The organism is Bradyrhizobium sp. USDA 4354, from assembly GCF_054060315.1.
In genome coordinates, this window is sequence record NZ_JBSSDC010000001.1 from 3,079,662 (window position 1) to 3,099,926 (window position 20,265).

General features: G+C 58.4%; 12 protein-coding genes. 6 read left to right on the top strand and 6 right to left on the bottom strand.

Annotated elements, in window-relative coordinates; genetic code table 11:
• Positions 1-163: 163 nt before the first annotated feature.
• The 4 genes from ACVIIV_RS14425 to ACVIIV_RS14440 all read right to left on the bottom strand — a co-directional run bounded on the left by ACVIIV_RS14425 (position 164) and on the right by ACVIIV_RS14440 (position 5,344).
• Positions 164-796: a CpaD family pilus assembly lipoprotein gene (locus ACVIIV_RS14425; protein WP_456744776.1), complete on the bottom strand. Its 633-nt coding sequence runs from the start codon at positions 794-796 to the stop codon at positions 164-166.
• Positions 797-806: 10 nt separating this feature from the next.
• Positions 807-2,255, bottom strand: a complete 1,449-nt coding sequence (locus tag ACVIIV_RS14430; RefSeq protein ID WP_456744777.1) for a type II and III secretion system protein family protein — start codon at positions 2,253-2,255, stop codon at positions 807-809.
• 27 nt (positions 2,256-2,282) lie between these two features.
• The gene (locus ACVIIV_RS14435; RefSeq protein ID WP_456744778.1) at positions 2,283-2,972 is read right to left on the bottom strand and encodes a response regulator; all 690 of its coding nucleotides are present in this window, start codon (positions 2,970-2,972) and stop codon (positions 2,283-2,285) included.
• A 2,042-nt stretch (positions 2,973-5,014) separates the two neighbouring features.
• On the bottom strand, positions 5,015-5,344 hold the full coding sequence (locus ACVIIV_RS14440; protein WP_456744779.1) for a hypothetical protein: 330 nt from the start codon (positions 5,342-5,344) through the stop codon (positions 5,015-5,017).
• Positions 5,345-6,378: 1,034 nt separating this feature from the next.
• On the opposite strand from ACVIIV_RS14440, the gene ACVIIV_RS14445 reads away from it, so the two are divergent.
• Positions 6,379-6,846 (top strand): VirK family protein, encoded by a 468-nt coding sequence (locus ACVIIV_RS14445; RefSeq protein WP_456744780.1) that lies wholly within the window; start codon positions 6,379-6,381, stop codon positions 6,844-6,846.
• A 630-nt stretch (positions 6,847-7,476) separates the two neighbouring features.
• Here the strand turns inward: ACVIIV_RS14445 and ACVIIV_RS14450 are convergent.
• On the bottom strand, positions 7,477-9,687 hold the full coding sequence (locus tag ACVIIV_RS14450; RefSeq protein WP_456744781.1) for a hypothetical protein: 2,211 nt from the start codon (positions 9,685-9,687) through the stop codon (positions 7,477-7,479).
• Positions 9,688-10,133: 446 nt separating this feature from the next.
• Positions 10,134-10,892, bottom strand: a complete 759-nt coding sequence (locus tag ACVIIV_RS14455) for a hypothetical protein (protein WP_456744782.1) — start codon at positions 10,890-10,892, stop codon at positions 10,134-10,136.
• Between the two features lie 2,045 nt (positions 10,893-12,937).
• On the opposite strand from ACVIIV_RS14455, the gene ACVIIV_RS14460 reads away from it, so the two are divergent.
• The 5 genes from ACVIIV_RS14460 to ACVIIV_RS14480 are packed head-to-tail and all read left to right on the top strand — an operon-like array spanning position 12,938 to position 19,556.
• Positions 12,938-14,278 carry an NtaA/DmoA family FMN-dependent monooxygenase gene (locus tag ACVIIV_RS14460; RefSeq protein WP_456744783.1) on the top strand — a complete coding sequence of 447 codons (1,341 nt, stop codon included), beginning with the start codon at positions 12,938-12,940 and terminating at the stop codon, positions 14,276-14,278.
• A 43-nt stretch (positions 14,279-14,321) separates the two neighbouring features.
• Positions 14,322-16,010 carry an ABC transporter substrate-binding protein gene (locus ACVIIV_RS14465; protein WP_456744784.1) on the top strand — a complete coding sequence of 563 codons (1,689 nt, stop codon included), beginning with the start codon at positions 14,322-14,324 and terminating at the stop codon, positions 16,008-16,010.
• Positions 15,982-16,971: an ABC transporter permease gene (locus ACVIIV_RS14470; protein WP_456744785.1), complete on the top strand. Its 990-nt coding sequence runs from the start codon at positions 15,982-15,984 to the stop codon at positions 16,969-16,971. Before ACVIIV_RS14465 ends, ACVIIV_RS14470 begins: the two co-directional genes overlap by 29 nt.
• Complete coding sequence (locus ACVIIV_RS14475) at positions 16,968-17,831, top strand: ABC transporter permease (protein ID WP_456744786.1); 864 nt, start codon at positions 16,968-16,970, stop codon at positions 17,829-17,831. Before ACVIIV_RS14470 ends, ACVIIV_RS14475 begins: the two co-directional genes overlap by 4 nt.
• On the top strand, positions 17,832-19,556 hold the full coding sequence (locus ACVIIV_RS14480) for a dipeptide ABC transporter ATP-binding protein (RefSeq protein WP_456744787.1): 1,725 nt from the start codon (positions 17,832-17,834) through the stop codon (positions 19,554-19,556).
• Positions 19,557-20,265: the final 709 nt, after the last annotated feature.

Below are 20,265 nucleotides of genomic sequence, written 5' to 3' on the forward strand. Positions count from 1 at the left end.
CTGGTCAACGACCCAACTGTCCCAGAACCTGGTCTGCAAGCTGCACGATCCCAAGAAAAGGACCGACCAAAGATCGGATTCCAGGAGGCTCGTCGGCCGATTCCAAGACTGATATGGACAAGAATGCCAACCGGCGTCATGCTGCTCGGGTCTTACGAGCCGCTTATTGGGTTTCTGGCGCAACCCTGTTATGCGTTTCATCCTCCACATTGCTCCTGTTGCCCGCCGACGTGGCCCCTCGTGCGGTGATGGGAAGCACTGCACGATCACCACTGGTCGGCATGACAGCGCCATTTCCTAACAAGTCGCCAGGTTCGTTGACCATGACCGCAAGGTTATTCCGGACTGAGCAGCCAAGGGTTGGATTGAACGAATTGTCGTTCACTGTAGGACCGACGATGGAGAGCGAAGGGCAGACCGGAGGATGGGCTTCGAAAGTGATCGCTTCGATCCTCACCCCGGAACGAGGCTGCAAATCCACACGAGAAGCAGACAGATGGATGTTGTAGGTCGCAACGCCCATGGCGCGAGCCTCGTGGGCCACCTGTGCAATGAGTCTGGGTGGGCCGATGACACCCACATGGAGCGCATCCCGCCGGCCGCGACTGGTCGCTGCAATAAAGCTTCGCAGCCGATGCCGTTCGGGGCCACGAAGGCTCTGCAGGAACAGCACGCTACTCTTTTGCTCGACCTGGATCTCTTGGTCAGCCGGCGCGGGCTGGATCGAAGCAGTATTTGCGCAGCCGCCCAATGTTGCTCCAATAACGATCGGATAGCACAGATGTCGCAAAGTCATTTGGCGATCCTCATTCGACAATAAAGCCGGCGCTGCCGGTCAATCCTGGTGCGCTGGCGCGAGGCGCATCGCGCTCTCGCGGCGGCCGGGCCACCGTGTTCGTCAAAATCCGCCCCGCGTCCGAGGGCGGTGAGATGCGGTCGCTCGGCGCACTCATCCGGTTCGGATTCGGTCCGGGCCGCACGATGTAAGGCGTGACAATAATGACCAGCTCGGTTTCACGTTTTTGAAAGGATGAGGAGCGAAAAAGCGCGCCCAGGATCGGCACATCGCCGAGCCAGGGAAACTCGCCGATATCAGTGTTGAAGTTGCGCCTGATGAGGCCGCCGATTGCAAAGCTCTGACCGCTGGCGAGCTCGACCACCGTGCTCGCCCGCCGAGTCGAGAGGGCAGGGACCGCCATGCCATTGATTTTAACTTCGCCTTCGCTCGACAGTTCGCTGACTTCGGGCTTCACACGGACATTGATCTGATTATTGTTGAGAACCGTCGGAACGAACTCGAGGCTCACGCCGAACTGGCGAAATTGGACGGAAACCTGCCGGTTGTCCTGCATCACCGGAATGGGGAATTCGCCGCCGGCGAGGAAGCTTGCGGCTTCGCCGGACATGGCCGTTAGATTCGGCTCAGCCAGGATTGAGGCGAGGTGCTCGCTCGCGAGAGCGTCGAGAACAGCGCTCAGGTTGGTATTGCCGGCGCTAAACCCAATCCCGATCGTGCCGCCGCCGCCGGCCGCGCCGGACCCGCCCCCTTTGCCGGTCACAAGGAAAGCGCCGTTTGGGCTCGAGGCCGTGAAGTTGATGTTGAGATCCTTGACGGCGCTGCGGGAGACTTCTGCCACCCGTACGCTGAGATTCACCTGCAATGAGCCGGCGACCTGGATCTTGTTGACAACCAGCGCGCCCGCGCCAAGAAACTGCTCAGTGACCTTCCTGGCGGTCTCGACGACGTCGGCATTAGGCGCCGTACCGCTAAGGATCGCGCCGCGCGGGGTATAGCTGACCTGAATTGGATAGTCGCCGACTTCGGCCTTAAGCGCGGCCCGCAGATCCTCGATCGGTTGGGTGACGACAACACGCAGCTCGGCGAGAGCCTCTCCGTTGTCGTTCAGGGCAAACAGGCTCGTCCGTCCGGCCTTTTTGCCAAACACGAAAATCGTGGTGTTCGATGGCGCCTGATAATCCGCAATCGCCGGGTCGGCTATAAAAATGCTCGCAGCCGGCCCGGTCAGATGAACTGTCTTGCCCTGTGAGGAGGTAAGGTTGATCGTGCCCGTGGTGCTGCCAGGCGCCGCACGTGGCGGTTCCCCTTTGCTATCCCGCTTTGTCTGAGCTGTGACAGCAAGCGGAAATAGCAGAGCGAGTGCGCACAGGACGTAGCTGAGGCGGGGAAAAACGGCATAGTGCGAGCCGCTGGCGACCATCGGCGGCTCGCCGGCGTCATTGTTAACCACGTTCAAGGGAGTGCTGCTTTCAAGTTCGATCGGCTAGGCAGCCGATGCTGCGCCGATGAGTTCGAGGGTGTAACCGACACCACGCGCGGTCTTGATCCTCAGCGTTGCGCCCGCTTGGCTCAAGTGCGTGCGTAAGCGATAAATCCCGACTTCCAGCGCGTTGGTCGAGACCTCATCGTCAAATGCATACAAGCTATCTTCGAGCGATGCGCGCGGCACGGTACGGCCCGCGCGGTTGAGCAGATGTTCAAGAATGCACACTTCACGGCGCGCAATTCTCAGTATTCGACCACCGATCGAGACCTGTCTCGCGATCGGATCGAAATGCAGATTCCCGAATGTCACAACCGGCGCCATCATTTGCGTTGACCGTCGCAAAATAGCTCGCATGCGGGCAATGAGTTCGTCGATAGACACGGGCTTGGGCAGAAAATCATCCGCGCCCGCATTGAGGATCGCAATCCGCCGGCTAAGATCATTGAGACTGCTCATCATCATAGCCGGCATTGATCGTCCCTCGCGCCGCAACTGCTTCAGCCAGTCCAATCCGTCTCCATCGGGCAAAGCCGATTCGAGCAGGACCATGTGGTAGTTCGCGCAATCGAGCGCGGCCGCCGCCTCATCCAACGTGCGGGTCACGTCGACGGCGAAGCCACAATCTAAGAGCGCTTCCTTCACGTCGCGGGCAAAGTCCGCATGATGATCAACCAGGAGAATTCGCATTCATCGCCTCTCGTCCATCCTCGGCAGGACTTGAGCGTGTCACGCTGACCCTGAGATTCGGCGGAACCCAGAGACTGCCGCTTTGGCGTGAATTCGAAAAGTCGTAAACGACGCGCAAGAGGTTGCTGGCAGGCGACCCATGTCTGCGCGTCCATCGTCATCGGATAGGTGGCGGCCTACGGCGGATCGTCTGTGCGGGCGGGCGCGGCTCAAAATCTCCCTTACGCCGGCCAGAGCTCTGCAATCTCTCACGAAGCCGAGAGTCCTGGCCGCGCGCTGATGCATCTGTAGGCCGAGCATAGCCGTGCCTGCATGCACTACACGAGCGCCTGCAGTAGCGATCGTGCCAAACCGCCCGAACGAAACGAAAGCGCAGGCGAGAGCGGCTGTATTTGCCGCCGAACAGACTTGCGAAACCGACATTGGAAACTCCCCAAGTTCGCCTTGACCGCGGTGTCCTGCAAGGCTGTTGAGCCCGTAGTGTCGTCAGGTCACGACAACGCAAGTTTTCCGCGTTTGAAGACACTTCACGCACTATGCATCGGCCAATGGCTGGAAAAGGCCAAGATGCGCGACGAAACGATCAACACGCCCATCTGCGGGATAGACATCCTCTCGCTAGCCGGTGATAGCCAAGCAAGATGTCAACTGTCCCGAAGTTCGGTCGCTCCGGAGACGTTCTCCGCCGCAGTCGAGCGAATGCTGCCAACGAAGGACAAATTGAGTCCGGCGTTGCTGTCGCGCATTGTCTAAGGTGGTTACGCCGCCACCGTTTCGTCAGACAGGGTGAACGGCGCAAGAATGATCTAATCTCGAGCTTGGACTCGGCCTGTGGTCGGTATAGGCGAAATAGCGATTGCCCGCGTTGTTCTCGCCCGCTGGATCCTGGTCTGGCTGCGAGAAGGGCGCTGCGTCCTGCGCTCACAGAGCAGATAAACGACGCAAGCTCTGAAGGGGAGCAGTCGAGTGGTGTGACGAGGCGGATCGGTCGAGCATTGAGGTTTTGAGACGTTCGCAATTGTTGCTACCTGTCAGGAAGAGTTCACGCGAGCGGATTCTGTCGCGAGACTGTCGGAAATCCTACAATCTGACGCTGCGGGAGATTCAAGTGCCTTTAAGGCTCCTTGTAGCGGTGCCCTCAAATTCAAAATCGTTGTGAGGCAACGGCGACACAGTTCGGCCATGCCGTTGACCTGCGCGTGGCAGTCGGTCTCGCTCTGTCCAACGTCGTGAGCATTTGTCCGTCCAATTGAGCTAGCGCCAGAAACCCTTTGAAGTGCGCGAAGAGGCAGTCGTTCTTACTAAGCTTTGGGTAAGCCATGACGCCATCGGGCGATCCGATCCGCCTCATACGTGGCAATTTAGCGGGAAGACCGTGGCGAGGCGCGGGATGCGGCCACGTGACGATAGGAGCTAACGTCCGAGATGCAGACGGCCGATCGCGCGAGCCAAGTTGTTCGGCAAGGGACTGAGGAGAGAATCGATTGCCAGACGTCAAATGCGGCCTCCATACATTGCGATCGACTATGGAGCTTTTAGGCGTGCTCGGCAAAATCGATTGTTTTGATGGAACACATCCAGGTGGCGGATCGCCCGTACTGCAACAGCGCCGCTTGCTGCGGACCAGTGAATACCTGATAGGATCGCCGCCGAAACACCTGTTGGTTGGCCGCGCGGTTAATGTCAGGCCGAGCTAGCTAAGGCGGGGCAGCGTTCAGCGGCTTACCTCGCCGGCCAACCTTGATGGCAGCTAACAAATGATGCCGGGCGATGTCACAAGGCATCCAAGATGCCAGGATGCTTCAACGAGCGGGCAGGGGAGAGAGGATGGTCCGGCGTCCTCCCGACCGTCGGGGGTGCATCTTCCGTCGCAGCCCTCAACCGCTGTACCGCTCGATGGGCGAATTGATCGGGCCATCGGTCACCCCGCCATTATGCTCAAGCTGTTATGCGTGAGGCGGAGCTGGTGCGCCGTTTTCCAGTTCTTCCTTGGGGGGCTCGAACGCCAACGAACCTGCCAAATGGCGCAGTCGACAGACCATCTACTCATTACTCCCGCGCTTATAGGGATTTGCTTCGCTAGCGGCCCGGTAGCTTTCCAAATTGCCGCCCAGGAACAGGCGCTCGGTTTCTCGGGTTGGCGTTCTGCCCAGTGAGCACATCAAATCGACGTCGCCATCGATGTTGTCCTGATCTTCGGCATTCATTCCAAGCCCAATGCTACTCAGCACGTCGTCGGGGTCCAGACAGTTGGCTTCGGTACGGTATAGGTGTGCAGCGCGTCCGCATTGTTGGCGATCGCTCTCGCCCAAGGATCGCCAATGGTGCTGCTTGCCGCTCGGCGAGGTCGATCTCGTTCCGAAGCGCTTCAAGAGTGGCACCTGTCAGTGTTGCGGCAAGCTGAGCGCGCGCGCTGACAAATGATGAAGCTGGATAGCGACTGGTTTCCGGGGCCACCTCCTTTCGCGCAGACGAGGACGTGGCAGTCGTGGAATTTGTCGCTAAGGAGACTGAATCCGAGATCGGGTAGTCCGAATCTAAGTCGTCTAGATCCAAGTCATTCAGCTGCTGCTCAAAGCTTTCTTGATCTTCTGAACTGTGTGCCGGTGCGCCGGTCTGGGCGCTAAGCTCGTGCGGTTGCCAGTCGACGCTGTGCGCGTGCTGCAGCGCGTCGTGAACCTCAAGGGGAGTGTCTGCGGCATTCCGTGGATCAACATTCATATCTCTCTCCCTTCGAGTGCCGGCTGTCGGCGTAGATGGTTGCAGGTGCAGCTTTCGAGAAGCTGACGGACCGGGAAGGAAGCCATTTAGCTTTAGTCTTTTGAGGGATGCCGAATGGAGTCAGTCAGTGAGGCGAGCGGTCAGCTGGACGGAAGCCGCGCAAAGCGACGGATCAAAAGTCGGTGCCGCCTTGTGCCTTCTGGTATTGCTGTTTCGACCATGTCGAGATCGGGTGCCTTGACGGAGCTTGATCCGACCGCCGCGTCAGGTTCGCTCCACCACCTCATTGCGGACACGTCGTCCAGGGCAGACAGTCCTTGCACAGCTATAAAGATGGACAAGCTCGCGCATGCGGCTGGTCGAAGTGTTCTTTCGGAGATCGTCTGCTTATGCAGCAGATGTGAGAACTGCATGCTCTCAGTCGTTCGGCCTGCAATGGAGGAGCGCGACCGCTTGCCGTTTTGTGGTTTCCAAGCAGCCGACCTTCGATCAGATCGTTCTAGTCGACGTCGCGCGAGGCTAAGCCACTTCAGCAAACCTGACCTACGAGTTTGTGATGTCGGAATACCCATCATAACTGCTTGCGCCTGGTCGCGACAGGATGTTTTGTCGCAGGCGCGAGCGCGCTTGATGTGTGGAATCAGCCAAACGGTTTGCGAGCACGACGTCTTGAAAAACGAGATCTGTGGTACTTATCGAGGGAGAAGAGCATATGAAGTTTACTGGCATAGGACTGACGATCCTGTTGTCCTTGCTTTCGGCCGCAAGCGTGAGCGCGCTGGCGAGAGCCGATGAGCCCTCGCCGAAATACACCGAGGTGCTCAATGCCCTGCAGGCCGGAAAGAATGTGAAGCTCATACTGGACATGAGCCGCTGTACCACCGCGGAGGCTGGCAAGCCTGCGTCGGCGACGCAGGCCGGTCTGGTCATCAATGCCTTCAGGGTGACCGCCCAGAACGGCATCAGCTTCGCCAATGCGCACCAAACGGTCGACAGCTCCGGACATGCCGTGACCGAGTACATCCGCCATAGCCTCAGCCGCGAAGGCAAGCTGACGGTGCGAGCCTCGAAGCTGGTCGTCGGGACCACCGAACTCGTGAACCAGGGCGAATTCATCTGCGAACTGCCGGATGGCGCAAAGTTCATCTGGTAACAAAGAGCACAGGGCAGGGGATGCGCTTCGAAGACTTGATCCTTTAATCGTGTGGACACCTTCGCAAGCCATGACACGGATCGTTTCGATCGTCAGGAACAGTCAGAGTTTTTCTGGCCGTCTTTTCCTCGGGGCAGGCATCGAGTTGCACGAACTTGCTGCAGTTCGATCAAGGTAACTTATGAGGGCCGTCGATCTCCATTCGATCTCAGTGATTGGAAGATCGGCGGTTCAGACTGTCGTCGTATGGGTTGGAGCCAAGGCCTCTCAGTTGAACGCTCGCCAAGGTACGTCCGCACGCTGTCCGCGGTCCTTGTGATGACATTATTTCCAACCCGATCAAGCCGCGGGCCCGCGTTGATGACGCTCGTCCCTCGGCCACCCCAGGATGCGCTCGTATCTTGCATCCCGCGCCTTTTGGGATCCTTTCACCCGAAACCTCCGTGCTGCCGAATGCGGCCATAACGTGATTGAACCATCCCGCTTAAGATCATGCTGGGACTGGCCGCTGGGAGTTTGCTCGCCGCTAAAACAGTCGTTCGGACGCAGTTCTAAGTTCTCTGAAAGCAAACGCTCCGACGTGGTTTCGGGAGCTTGAGCAGCTGCCCGAGGTGCCGACGAGCACCTCGTTCAGCCAAGTTGCGGCCGATGGAAGAGAAGAACGCGGCCACCGGGTAGGCTTTCGGCCGTGTAGGGCTGACTGTGGATCAGAAAACGGGTCATTGGGACCTCCTGGCTCGGCAGAAGGCCCAGGTTCTGGAGCATGTCGATCACGACAGGCGAAGCCTCTTGGGGGCCGTGCCTCCAGTCGTCGCCGAACAACTCTCCGAGTTCAGGCACTGGCGGGGACGGCTGATGGCCCGATCCCGATGCGGCAGACGGCAGTGGAATGTTTGGCGCGAGCGCCAAAGGAGCGTCCTTTCGCAATCCGAACGAGAAGAGCGGATCAAACCCAGGTGCAAGGCCGCCGTAAGCAGGCGGGGGAGCCGTCGGCATTACAAGCGCAGTTTCATCCGGCAAAGCGGGCCTTGGGTGATGAATGAGTTGAACGTCGTTGGATCCTCTCGGTCCCAACACGGCCGTGTAGCGATTGCCGCCAATCTCATAGTTCATGATCGGATGTTCTCTATTAGGCAAGAAGTCCCACTTGCCCAACGTGGAAAGCAACATTTCGGGGGCCAACTGGGTGCCATGCGAAAAATCCTTGGACACGGCGAACGAAACATCAAACGTATCGCCGATAGCAGGAGACCGCAGATGGATGAGCTGAACATCATTGCGCCCACGCGGTCCTAGCACGGCCGTATAGCGTTCACCGTGAATGTCGTAGGTCTTTACCCGCTGTGCTGCATCCGGCAACAGACCCCAGCGGCTGAGCCTGGAGCGCATCATATCCGGCGCGGCCTGGGTGCCATGGGAGAAATCCTCGGGAACGGCCAAAGAGGCATCAAAGCTCTCGCCGGCTGCGGCGGACATCGTATCATGTGTTGCCGGGGGCGCACTATCTTGATGCATCATCCTTCCAAAGTCTTCTCCAGAGGCGGGATTCTGCGACCGTGAGCTGGGCTGCCAGATCACGGCATCGAAAGTATCCGCTCGGCCGACGCTTTGGGGGGGCGACCCCATTGCCGTCCATAACTTGGATGCATCCAGATCGACAGCAGGCACAGACCCATCTCGATCCGCGGCATCGAAAAGCTCTTCCTGGGCGACACTTTGCACGGGCGAGTGGGTGACTGAACTCGTGGTTGGCCAAATCAGCGGTGCATCGAAGGATGTCGCTGGCAGCAGGCCCTCGCGATCCGCGGCATCGAAAAGCGCTTCCTGAGCAAAACTCTGCACGGGCGAGGCGGCGGCGGCACGCATTCCACGCCAAAGTACCGGCGCATCGAAGCTGGCAAGTGGAGGCACTTCGCTTCGGCGCACAGCGTCGCAAAGCACATCCTGGGCGACACGTTGCCCGGATGAATGAAGGCTTAAACCCGTTCCCTCCCAAACCTGCGTAGCATTGAAAGCGTCGGCCGGCAATGAGCCGCCTTGGTCCGCAGCGTTCCCCAAAGCCTGCTCATGATCGAAAAGCTGCACGGGCAAATCGGCGGCCGGCTGTATTGGCTGGCGCGAGTTGCCTCCGTCAGCCCCCGAATTGTCCTGCCCGGCGATCCGGCGGTAGTCACTCAGCCTGTTCAACGCGTAGATGAGTTTCTTGTCCTTCGGAAACAAAGCGTCGGCATGGCCGAGCAGCGCTTTGTGAGTGAGCTTAGCAATCGACAAAGGTCGCAGTGCTGCCGCGAGCTTCCGAAGACAGCTAGCATAATTTCCGGCGGTTTTTGCATCGAGTGCTCGACCAAAGCCCGCCTCGGTGGCCTTTCTGATGAGGCTCGCGTCTTCCTTGGACGGACGATAATGTGTTGTGGGGGCCGGAGCGGTGTCGCTGGGCTCGCGGTACCTACTAACCATTGACAATGCAGGGACGATGACCTTGTCTTTTGGCAGTAGATTCTTGGAGCGGTCGAGCAACGTATCGTCATCGAGCTCAGCAATCGACTGACCAGACTGCTTCAGCGCCTCAGCCAATTTGCGAAGCCGACGGTCGTAAATTTCGATGGTGGTCGCATTCGGCGGTGGCCCTCGGTCAAGGGCAGCACCAGACGCTGCTTGGATGAGGCGATCGTCTTCTTCAGTGACGTCATAAAGATCGCTATGGGAATATATCGGGCCGAGCTGTCGCACCTCTCCCAAGTGTTGCTCAAACACTGCTTGCGGTTGTTGCGGCTGCTCTACCGTGGTATCTGACGCAGCGGAATCTTTATCGGCTGGGTTGATCGCGTTGTATCCGTCCATCGTGCAGTCCACTGGCATCGCTTCCTCACTTCTTCGCTACTCACGTTAGCTTTCCAAAACCTGACGTGGCCGGGCGGAAAGATAGAATGAATGATGGCGAGCAACTGCCTTTGCCAACCTGACGACAAGTGCGGCGAATTTATAGACGGTACAGCTTTCGGCTGAAACTCTGATTGTCCAAGTGCAGTACGCGGCCAGCCCCCGCTGGCCAGTCGGACCGGAGTGTTATAGATGGCGCTAACGCTGCTTTCGATGTTTCCGAGCATCGGAAAAGACAAATGCGGAGCCTCTACCCTCAGCCTTTTGTCCCTGACTTTCTGTATGGATTCGATGCGCTAGCGGTCCGATAGTCAGCTAGATTCCCGCCCAGAAACAGTACCTCGCGCTCCTCAGTTGGGGTATCGCTCACCCATGCCAGATTGGGTTCATCATTCTCAGTTCCGTCCTCAAGAATACTGACGATCTCTTCGGCCGTCCAAGTGGGTGACCCTCGGCACCGTGTAGCTGTGCAACTCATTCGCGTTTTCCGCGATTGCTTTGGCGCCATACGCGTTGTCGTCGTCCGGCGAAAGGAGCAGTTGTGAGGCCTCCTCGGACAGTGATACAAAAGGCGAAGAACTGGTATCGCCCCTCATGTGCTCTGCCGCTGCGCGACCCAGATCAAGTCGTTGGCCTCCCCAGATACTCCAGGGGGCGGCGTCGTAACGCAAAGCCGCCATGGAACGCAAATGGGCCATCGCGCTTTGACGGTCCAACCGATGTGGCTTGCAATGGCTGGCGTGGTTTTGAAAGCGCTGCAGCTCCGCGTACGAAGGTGCCACCACGTCGTCGTAGAGGCGGCCACTATCGACGCCGTCGGCTGACGGCCCAGTCGCGCTTGACCATTGTGCTGATCTTTGCGCAGCGAGTTCGATTTCTCTTCTGAGTTCCGCAATATTCGCGCAGGTCAGCGTTGCGGCAAGCTGAGCGCGCGTTCTCACAAAGGATGCAGCTGCGCACCGTTCGTTCTCCTGGATAGCCTGCGCTCTCTTATTGCCATCGGTTGCAGTCTGGGTCGATCCAGCCCCGGGTGAATCTGATGTTGGGAGGATTGGCTGTGGCTCTCTAAGCCGCTGCTCAAAGTCTGCTTGCGCTGTCTCTTCCTGTTGCGGCTCGACGTAATTCATCCGAGCCGCGCATGGGTTAACGTTGTCAAATGGGTCCATTCCCTTCTCCCTTGGTAGCCTCTGTCGATATCATTCGGACGAAGTTGATCCGATAAGGATCAGCAGCTGAGGCGCGCGCAAATGTCTATAAACTGGATCGGATCTGGTTCTCGACAGGGTCGGTATGTCGAGGGCATACGTGGGACTGACCCGGATCCAGCTCCTTCTTCTCTTCCAGATTTTGAGCCATCAAGTTGGCCTCCTGTCCGGACAGAGATGTTGTTATGTTAGAGGGCTTAGCGGTCGAACAGCTGACCAGACTCATTGTTTGAAGAAAATTCGGTGCCCTTGCGACTGTGCTGGCGAGCCTATTGTTCGTTGCAGAGCTGAGTTTGGCCGAGATGGGGCCATCGTCCCTGTCCAGCTCCACGGCAGCGCGGTGTGAAAGGTCCGGGAGAAGCAGCCCGGCGGAAGCGCAGGTATCGGTGAGCTTGAGCTGCGTGAGGAAGTCTGCCGAGGCCAGCTTGCATCGGCTGCAAGTCGATGTCCTTGAAACGTTCCTCGAGATGCTAGCTCTGGTCCGAACAGCCGATCTGGTCGCGGCCATCGGGCTCGTGACCGCGCCGGCGTGGCGTGGAGCTCATTGTGCTCTGTTGAGATTGCTGATGGGCGCGAGGATTCGCGTGGGCGCGCCGGGCGCTGGTCGCCAACAAGACCCGCGCGATGCTACTTCGATCCAGGCATCCGCAACACGCGCGGAATAGCCTAAACTCACAGTATCAAGGGGGCTGCGCGGCCGCGAGACGTGGGATTGCCGACCAGACTTTGCCAAGGCCACGAACGATTCGGCTTGCATGAAAGCCGCGGCGGCGACCAACCGGCGCACGGGCGCCTCAGCTCGGAAAGTTAGAATGCGGAGTTGACGCTTGCAGCCAATGCGCCACACTTGCACAAGGTTGGTCGCGCCTAACAAACATGTCGCGGCGAAAGTCTTGTGGTGTGGCCTGCAGGCGCAGCCGAACAAAAGGACCTAGAGCGATCTGCGCAGTCGGTCGTATCGGCCCCTCCTTCCCATCCTCCGGGCACCGACGCGTTTCCAGTCAAAGTAGCGATAGATCCCAGACCAGTGATGGACGGGCTTCCCGCAACGCGTGCAGCTAAAAAGGCATGAGCTATTCAAGCGGCGGAGGCCTGCTCCTGAACCACTGATTAAGTGGTGCCGCACCCGATGCATGAAAATCGGACTATCATCAGTCTTCTTGGGTCGATCCAAAGCGGCCAGTTGGCCGCTGTGATGCCCGAAGGAAGCGGCTCTTGGCGCTCGCGGGTTGAACGAGGCATCGAGAATCTGGAACGTTTCATCGCATTATTAGAGGGTTGGCTTGGCGCGGCCTTATTGATCGGATGTCGCTTTGTAATGGGGCAGCAAGCGGTTGATCAACGATGTCGCGCCAAATCTGTCGTGTGTTCTCGAACGCATCAATTCATGTCGTTCGCTTCGAGCCGGCGCTGCCAATGAAGCCGCTGCAATCAGGCAGCGCGTGTTCGGTGAGCCTGATCAGAGACCATTTGGGTTAAGCGATGGAAAGATGGGCATGGCAATAGAAGAGGATGCCAACAGACGATAGTAGATTGAAATACTCAACTATTGCGTTTGCATGGTCTCGACCTCTACAGATCCTTCTAGGTTGATCCTTGCTGGCCCGGTCGGGAGTCCAAATGTTTCGATCGGCGAATGGGCATCCAAAACACCTTCCTGAGAAGGAGCTGGCTTCTTGATGAATTCTGGAGAGCCGATGTGAGTGTACTCGTGTGGAATCAACTGGGCGCTGGAAGCGGGCTGTACGCACGTCGGCGTCAATCGGCGGCCAGCGTCGCCGAAGCTCTTCTCGGCCGCGTCCGCTTGGAGAACATCACAGGACGTAGCCAAAGCTTCTTTGGTGACATTCCTCTCACATCAGCCGGCTGTTTGTTATCTATCCCTCAAATCGGCTGCCCGGGGCACATTCAGGGTGAGCTTGCGCGAAAGCGCAGGGTGGTCGCCGAGATCGACTTGTCCTCAAGGCCCACCAAGCGGCTCACAGGCCGCCGCATTAGAGGCTGTGATGTCTTCGGTTAACTCCATGCTTCATCTTGGCTTAAATCTTCATGGCGCTGGTGGTCATTCCGCCGCGTGGCGCTGGCTGGGCACAAATCCAAGCGCCTTTTTCGATATCGAGCACTACGTCCGGGCTGCGAAGGTTGCGGAGCGCGGTCTGCTGGATGCTGTATTCCTCGCCGATACCCCCGCGATAAGTTTCGACATTACGCACCAGCCGCCGCTTAATGGGCTCGAACCTACGCTGGTTCTCACTGTGATTGCACGCGAAACGGAGCGGATTGGCCTGATCGCGACAGCGTCGACAACCTACAATGAACCATACAATCTCGCTCGGCGTTTCCAATCGCTTGATGTCATCAGCGGTGGCCGCGTTGCGTGGAACGCGGTCACGACGTCGAGCCCGGCGACGGTAGCAAACTTTGGCGGTCGAGAAGTCGGGCGAGCGGATCGATACAGACGCGCCGAGGACTTCGTTGAAACCGTCCGTGCTCTCTGGCTGAGCTGGAGCGGCGAGATGGTCATCGCCGATCAGGCTGCGGGAGTTTACGCAGATCCGAGTCAATTCCGCCTGCTCGACCCCAATACGAATAGTTTCGGCATCCGAGGCCCACTTACGCATCCCGCTTCACCCCAAGGCCAGCCAGTCATCGTTCAGGCGGGTGGTTCGGATCCCGGACTACGGCTTGGTGCCCGCAGTGCGGATGTCGTGTTTGCGGCAGCCGGAGACTTGACAACGGCTTTGCAGGAGGCAGAGCGCCTGCGCGCGCTCTCTCGCGAATTCGGCCGCCCGGCGGCTCCGCTCATCCTCCCAGGTCTTGTCACCTGCATCGGCGGAACCGAAGAAGAGGCGGCTCGTCGCAAAGAGCAGCTTGACGAGTTGGTCGATCTGGAGCGCGCCATCGCCGCTCTTGCACGAAGCATGGGCGTGGCGGTCGAGAAGCTTAGCCTCGAAAGGCCCATCCCGGAGGAGATTTTACCTGATGCAGATAATGTTCCGTTTTCTGTCGGTCACCATCGCACGATTGAAACTCTGGCGCGTCAAGGTCGGACGGTTCGCGAGATCATCAGCAGCGTTCAAGCTTTTGGCCATCGCTTGCTCGTGGGTGCACCCGAGCAGATCGCGGATTCGATTGAGGCGTGGTTCCGCGCTGGCGCGGTTGATGGTTTCAACATCATTCCGGACGTGCTGACAGATGGCACTGCGGCCTTTGTCGACCATGTCGTTCCCCTCCTCCAGAAGCGCGGTCTGTTTCGCAGAGAATATCGGGGAGAGACATTGCGCGAGCATTTGGGGATTCCCCTCCACATCGAACCGGCAAGAACGGCGAGTACGTCAGCGGTCTGATGCTGCATTCTGTCGTCCGCATTCATTTCCCTGGAGCTTGGATATGTCTTTATCGAATGCGCAATCATCGAGGCGTTTCACCCGCCAGTCGAACCATCGCGGAAGAAAAGTGGCGGCTGGCCTGTTCGTGCTCCAAAGCCTGTCACAGTTCGCGCCGAGCGGCCATGCACAAGAGGGGCCGGCCGGCAACGTCAAGTCAGGAGGCGTTATCCGTTATGGGCATTTTCAAGAGCCGGCGTGCCTGTTCGGCGGGTGGGTGCAGCAATGGTATCTGCAACGCCAGTACAGCGATAATCTGGTTGCCCGCAGCGAGAATGGCAAGATTGTGCCATGGTTGGCCGAGACATGGACAATCTCCGAAGACAAAAGGGTATACACATTTGAGATAAAGCCCAATGTGAAGTTCACGGATGGGACTCCTCTCGATGCGCAGGCCGTCGCTGACAATATCAACGGATGGCTCAGCAACGACCCCGATCTTCGTAATCCGACTGCCGCTCCTTATCTTAGCGATAGCTTCGAATCGGCAAGGGCAATCGCTCCTCTGAGGTTGCAGGTAACCTTAAAGGTGCCATTCCAACCCTTGCTGAACGTGTTCGCCCAATCCTCACAAGGCATTCTCTCGCCATCCGCGCTCAAACGTGGGCTTGCGGTGAATTGCGAGAACCCTGTCGGCTCAGGTCCATTCATTGTCGACAAGTGGCGCCATGGGCAGGAAGTCACCTTCCGCCGCAATCCCGACTACAATTCGGCGCCGGCCACCGCGAAACATCAAGGACCGGCTTACGTTGACGGGATCAGCTGGAAGTTTCTGCCAGATCAGACTGTCCGATACGGCTCGCTGATCACGGGGGAGACCGATGCCATATACGATATCCCGGCCATCGCATGGAAGGACGCCAATTCCCGCTTTCCAGTATTGCGGCACCTGACCGGCGGCACCCCTCTGCGCCTGGCGTTGTATACGGCCCGGCCCCCATTTGACGACGTGCTCGTCCGCAAGGCCTTTGCCTATTCTACTGACCGAAAGGCCGCGGTCGACACATCCTTCCTTGGCTCTTTGCCATTTGAAGGCAACGGTGCGCTAAGTCAGAGCTCGCCGGAATACCTGCATGAGCTCGGGCGCTCCTATGCGTACGATATTCGGAAAGCCAATCAGCTGCTTGATCAGGCGGGTTGGACTGAGCGTAATCCTAGCGGCGTTCGTGTCAAGAACGGCAACCCGCTTATCGTGCGCATTTCCTATTCGAACGCTTTTCTGAAGCCAGATGGCGAGCAAGCCTTGCAAGTTATCCAGCAGCAGGCAAGGGCGGCCGGTTTTGACGTACGTCTTCAGCCCACCAATCCGGCTGATTTCTTTGCCGGAAAAAACCTCGGGCCCAATGATTATGAGATCGTGCTTCTCTATTGGGTTGCACCCGGCGCTGAGATATTCCGAATTTCGTGGAAGCCGGACCAGAATGGCGAGCCCAATCGCTTCAATCCATCGCGCTTCCAGGATCCGACACTTTGGGAGGTGATCCAAAAGGCGGAGCAGGATTTCAATGGGGCTGAACGTACCGGTCTCTATCAGCAGGCGGAACGGAAGATCGTGGATGACGCTCCTGTGATTGGCCTCACGGTGCTGGACGTAACTTTGGCGACCAAGCCGAACCTGAAAGACGTTTGGCTGGACCGCGGGTCAGTTGGCGAACCTGTCTTCTATGACGCTCATTTTGACGACAAGAAATGACGCCGTGAAGATAGTAGCCCATCATCCCATTGTTTGGTTCGCGCGCCGGATACTGTCCGGCGTGGCCGTGGTGTGGGCTGCCGCAACGTTTGCGTTCGTAATTCAGTGTGTGCTGCCTGGCGATCGCGCCCAGATCATCATCAATGTGACGAGTGGCAACGTCGGGGCGTCGTCGTCGGCAGAGCTTGCAGCGATCAATGCGAAATACGGCTTTGATCAACCGCTCGCGGTTCAGTACGGCAAGTACATATTGCGAATCCTGCATGGAGACCTGGGCGAATCGTACCAGCAGCATCGGCCTGTCGCAGGGATCATCGCGGAACAGATTGGCCCCACGATTGTTCTGGCGAGCGCCGCGCTGCTGATCGCATGGATTATCGCAATCCTGACAACCTTGTTCATCGCCGGCAAAGACAACATATGGTCGAAGCTGCTCAATGACATGCAAGTCTTTTTGGCAACCGTGCCGCCTTACTGGCTAGCCACAATTCTGCTGGTTGTCTTTGCGGTAAAGCTGCGCATTTTTCCGGTCATCGGTGGAAATTCGCCGATCGGGCTCGTTCTGCCGACACTTGCGTTGGCTCTTGAACTGTCGGGCTTTTTCGGACAAGTCGTTCAGAACGAGTTCACGCGCGTGCTCGAGCAGCCGTTCGTTACGTCCGCGCGCGCCCGAGGGATGAGTGATTTCGGCGTCAGGCTTCGCCATGTCCTCCGCCACGCCGCATTGCCCGGCATTACTTTATCAGGTTGGGCGCTCGGCAAACTTCTTTCGGGCGCGATTTTGATCGAGGTGGTTTTCGCCCGTCAAGGCCTAGGTGGAGTCCTTGTTGCTGCAACGTCCTCGCGAGACGTTCCGATTGTCTCGGGAGCTGTTTTGATCTCTGCGGGCCTGTTCGTACTTGTCAGTTTGATTGTCGATCTGACGTACCGGGTAGTCGATCCGAGGATCAAGTTGACATGAGCATGTTCGCCGAAGTCACCGTGTCTCGGCCGTTCAAAGAAGTCCTGGCAATCGTCCGCCATGTTCCCTTCCGAGTTGCCGTCTGTCTCATCATCATTGGCCTCTTTGCCCTCGCGGCTGTGGCGCCAAAGGTGCTGCAGACGCACGATCCGTTCGCTATTGATTTGAGATCGTCATTGCAGTCTCCGTCGATCGCCCATTGGTTCGGAACTGATCAATTGGGTCGAGATCTTTACTCTCGAGTAGTCGAGGGGGCAGCCCAATCCCTGGCCATCGGACTTGGTGCGACGGCGCTGAGCATGTCCATTGCGATGGTTTTCGGCGCCGCCGCCGCACTTTCTGGTGGCGTATTCGACAGCATCCTGAGCCGGATTGTCGACGTGCTCTTCGCAATTCCCACGCTCCTGCTCGCCCTTGTGTTCGTGACCGTTTTTGGGCCGTCGGTATTGACTGAGGTCATAGCTGTCGGAATCGGCACAGCGCCAGGCTATGCGCGCATGATCAGGGGCCAGATGCTTGCCATCAAGGGGACAGGGTATGTGGAGGCCGCTAAGGTGCTGGGCCATCCATTTCCCCGTATCGTGTGGAGGCATATTCTTCCCAACGCCATGAACCCGCTGACGGCAATGATGACGATCGGCGTAGGTCAGGCGATTATATGGGCCTCCGGTCTTGCTTTTCTAGGACTCGGCGTCGCTCCCCCGGCGCCTGAATGGGGCGCGCTGCTCAATGCCGGGCGCAATTATGTAATCTACGCCTGGTGGCTGGAGATCATACCCGGCTTGGCAGTTACGGCGTTTGCCCTCAGCCTCACCATCATCGGGCGCCATCTACAGGACCGTCTGGAAGGAAAAAAGTGAATGTCGCAGGGTCGCCCACAGCCTGTCCCGCAGCAGCCAGACCTCCTCACGGTCGATTCGCTGCGTGTTTCCTTCGGTCGCGGCATCGACGAGAAAACGGTTGTGCGTAGTATATCCTTCTCCCTCCGGCCGGGACGGTGTCTTGCGATTGTCGGTGAATCCGGCTCGGGCAAGAGCGTGACTGCGCGGACTCTCATAGGCCTCGCTGGTCGCTACGCCAATGTCCATGCGCGCCAGCTAAGCTTGGACGGGACGGACCTGATGGGACTTAGCGATCGTGCCTGGCGGCGCATCCGCGGCAACGAGATTGGCTTTGTATTACAGGATGCACTCGTCTCGCTTGACCCGCTTCGCCGGATCGGCAAAGAGATTGGTGAAGGCCTGCTCCTCCACCGTGCGGTATCATCACGCGAGGAGCTCGCGCAGCGCGTCATTGCTCTCCTTAAGCTTGTCGGTGTCCCTGACCCCGAGACCAAGGCTGAGCAGCTGCCGCATCAATTATCCGGCGGCCAGCGTCAACGGGCTCTCATCGCTTCGGCACTTGCGCTCGATCCGCGCATCCTGATCGCCGACGAGCCAACGACCGCTCTCGATGTGACAGCGCAAGCTCATGTGCTGTCACTCCTTGAGGAGACCAAAACGAGGGGCAAGGGTCTGATCCTGATCAGTCACGATCTGGCAGTGGTCTCCCGCGTGGCGGATGAGATCCTCGTCATGCGAGGAGGCGAGGTCGTCGAACGCGGTAACGCCGTCCAAATATTCAGAGATCCGGGGCACCCCTATACTAAGCAGCTGCTGGACGCCGTGCCATCAGGCCGGCCGCGCGGCTCACGCCTCTCACCATCGACTATTGTGCGTTCGCCTGCCCGGCAGACGCAGCCAGCCGTGCAATCGCCGCCGAAATCTCGTCCCATCCTGCTCGAAGCGACAAGTCTGGTGAAGCGCTTCAAGGGCCCGGATGGCACTTTACGGCCGGCTGTGGACGGCGTCTCCTTCGAACTGCGATCCGGCGAGACTTTGGGCATCGTGGGTGAGTCTGGATCAGGAAAGTCAACGATGGCGCGCATGGTCCTGGCGCTCGACGAGCCTGACGAGGGAGCCGTTCAGTTTGCAGGCCGGCCTTGGACCACGCTCGCCGAGCGCGAACGGCGGGCTCGGCGGCGGTTGATATCGCTCATTTACCAAGATCCTCTTAGCTCGTTTGATCCACGTTGGACGGTCGAACGCATCATATCCGACAGCCTTTCGAGTGACGTTGAGACACCGCGCAAGCGGCAGGAGCGCGTTATCGAGCTGCTCGACATGGTCGGACTATCCCAGGCCTTACTGGGCCGACGACCGCTTGAGCTCTCGGGCGGTCAGCGCCAGCGCGTTGCGATCGCCCGCGCGATCGCACCAAATCCGGCTGTAATCGTCTGCGATGAGCCGGTTTCGGCGCTCGACGTCTCGATCCAGGCCCAGGTTTTGGATCTGCTCTGCTATCTGAAGGACCACCTCGGCGTAAGTTATCTCTTCATCTCGCATGATCTCAGTGTTGTTCGTCACGTCAGCGATCGCGTCATAGTTATGCGCCGGGGGAGAATCGTCGATAGTGGCGCCACTGACGAGATATTTCGCAACCCACAATCTGAATATACCAAGAGCCTTATCGCCGCCATGCCGCGTCTTGTGCGCGCCCCCCAGATAGGTCATTCAGCTACGATCCTGGAACAAGGCATCGCATGAATGCCTTCGAATTCGATCCGCATCATAAAATTGTCTATCTCCGATCGCGGGGGCATTCGCCTTTGCGCGCCGATTTGGTCATGATTGCGCGCTCGTTCATCGCTCGTCCAGGACAATCTGTGGCACGGGTTCCCACTAGAGGGACCGGCCGGCGCGCGGAGCAGGGCGAGCCGAGTTCGAACACTCGCTAACCGTGAGGTCGGCGATTCCCATGTGTCGAATTGCAAGTCATCGATAGCGGCCCGCAAGGACTCGCGGCTCTTGCTCTCCTGCGAACGAGCTCGGAATTTTCGCTTTCACGATAGTCTTGCGAGCATGGTGCAGTCCCCGACAACGAGACCGTGCTTGTCAGGTTCAGAACATTCGGCGTCAATTTCGATTTCATGAAGCCTATTCAGCCCCTTATTTGCGACTGATGCGCGGCTGGCACGGTCGTTGCTATCGAAAATGAGGTAACGCCGCGCAAGGGCTGAGTGGAGCCCTAGATGAACGATCACTTTTCCGCCCACAAGCCGTGGGTCCATTCTGAAAAAGAAGCAAGACCTTGAATCTTTCGCATTCGGTTTGGTGGAGAGCGATGTGGATTTGCCTGTAAGAGCTGACGAGACAAATCGCAACCTCTGGACATATCGGCACTGTCAAACGACCCGTTGCGTGGTCCGCGTTGCCGGGCTCGGTGAACAATCGCAGCGAGCGGCAGTGGGGGGCG

Coding starts and splice junctions, on each gene's coding strand:
- ACVIIV_RS14425 (WP_456744776.1), bottom strand. CDS start 796: ATGACTTTGCGACATCTGTGCTATCCGATCGTTATTGGAGCAACATTG.
- ACVIIV_RS14435 (WP_456744778.1), bottom strand. CDS start 2,972: ATGCGAATTCTCCTGGTTGATCATCATGCGGACTTTGCCCGCGACGTG.
- ACVIIV_RS14450 (WP_456744781.1), bottom strand. CDS start 9,687: ATGGACGGATACAACGCGATCAACCCAGCCGATAAAGATTCCGCTGCG.
- ACVIIV_RS14455 (WP_456744782.1), bottom strand. CDS start 10,892: ATGGACCCATTTGACAACGTTAACCCATGCGCGGCTCGGATGAATTAC.
- ACVIIV_RS14460 (WP_456744783.1), top strand. CDS start 12,938: ATGTCTTCGGTTAACTCCATGCTTCATCTTGGCTTAAATCTTCATGGC.
- ACVIIV_RS14465 (WP_456744784.1), top strand. CDS start 14,322: ATGTCTTTATCGAATGCGCAATCATCGAGGCGTTTCACCCGCCAGTCG.
- ACVIIV_RS14470 (WP_456744785.1), top strand. CDS start 15,982: ATGACGCTCATTTTGACGACAAGAAATGACGCCGTGAAGATAGTAGCC.
- ACVIIV_RS14475 (WP_456744786.1), top strand. CDS start 16,968: ATGAGCATGTTCGCCGAAGTCACCGTGTCTCGGCCGTTCAAAGAAGTC.
- ACVIIV_RS14480 (WP_456744787.1), top strand. CDS start 17,832: ATGTCGCAGGGTCGCCCACAGCCTGTCCCGCAGCAGCCAGACCTCCTC.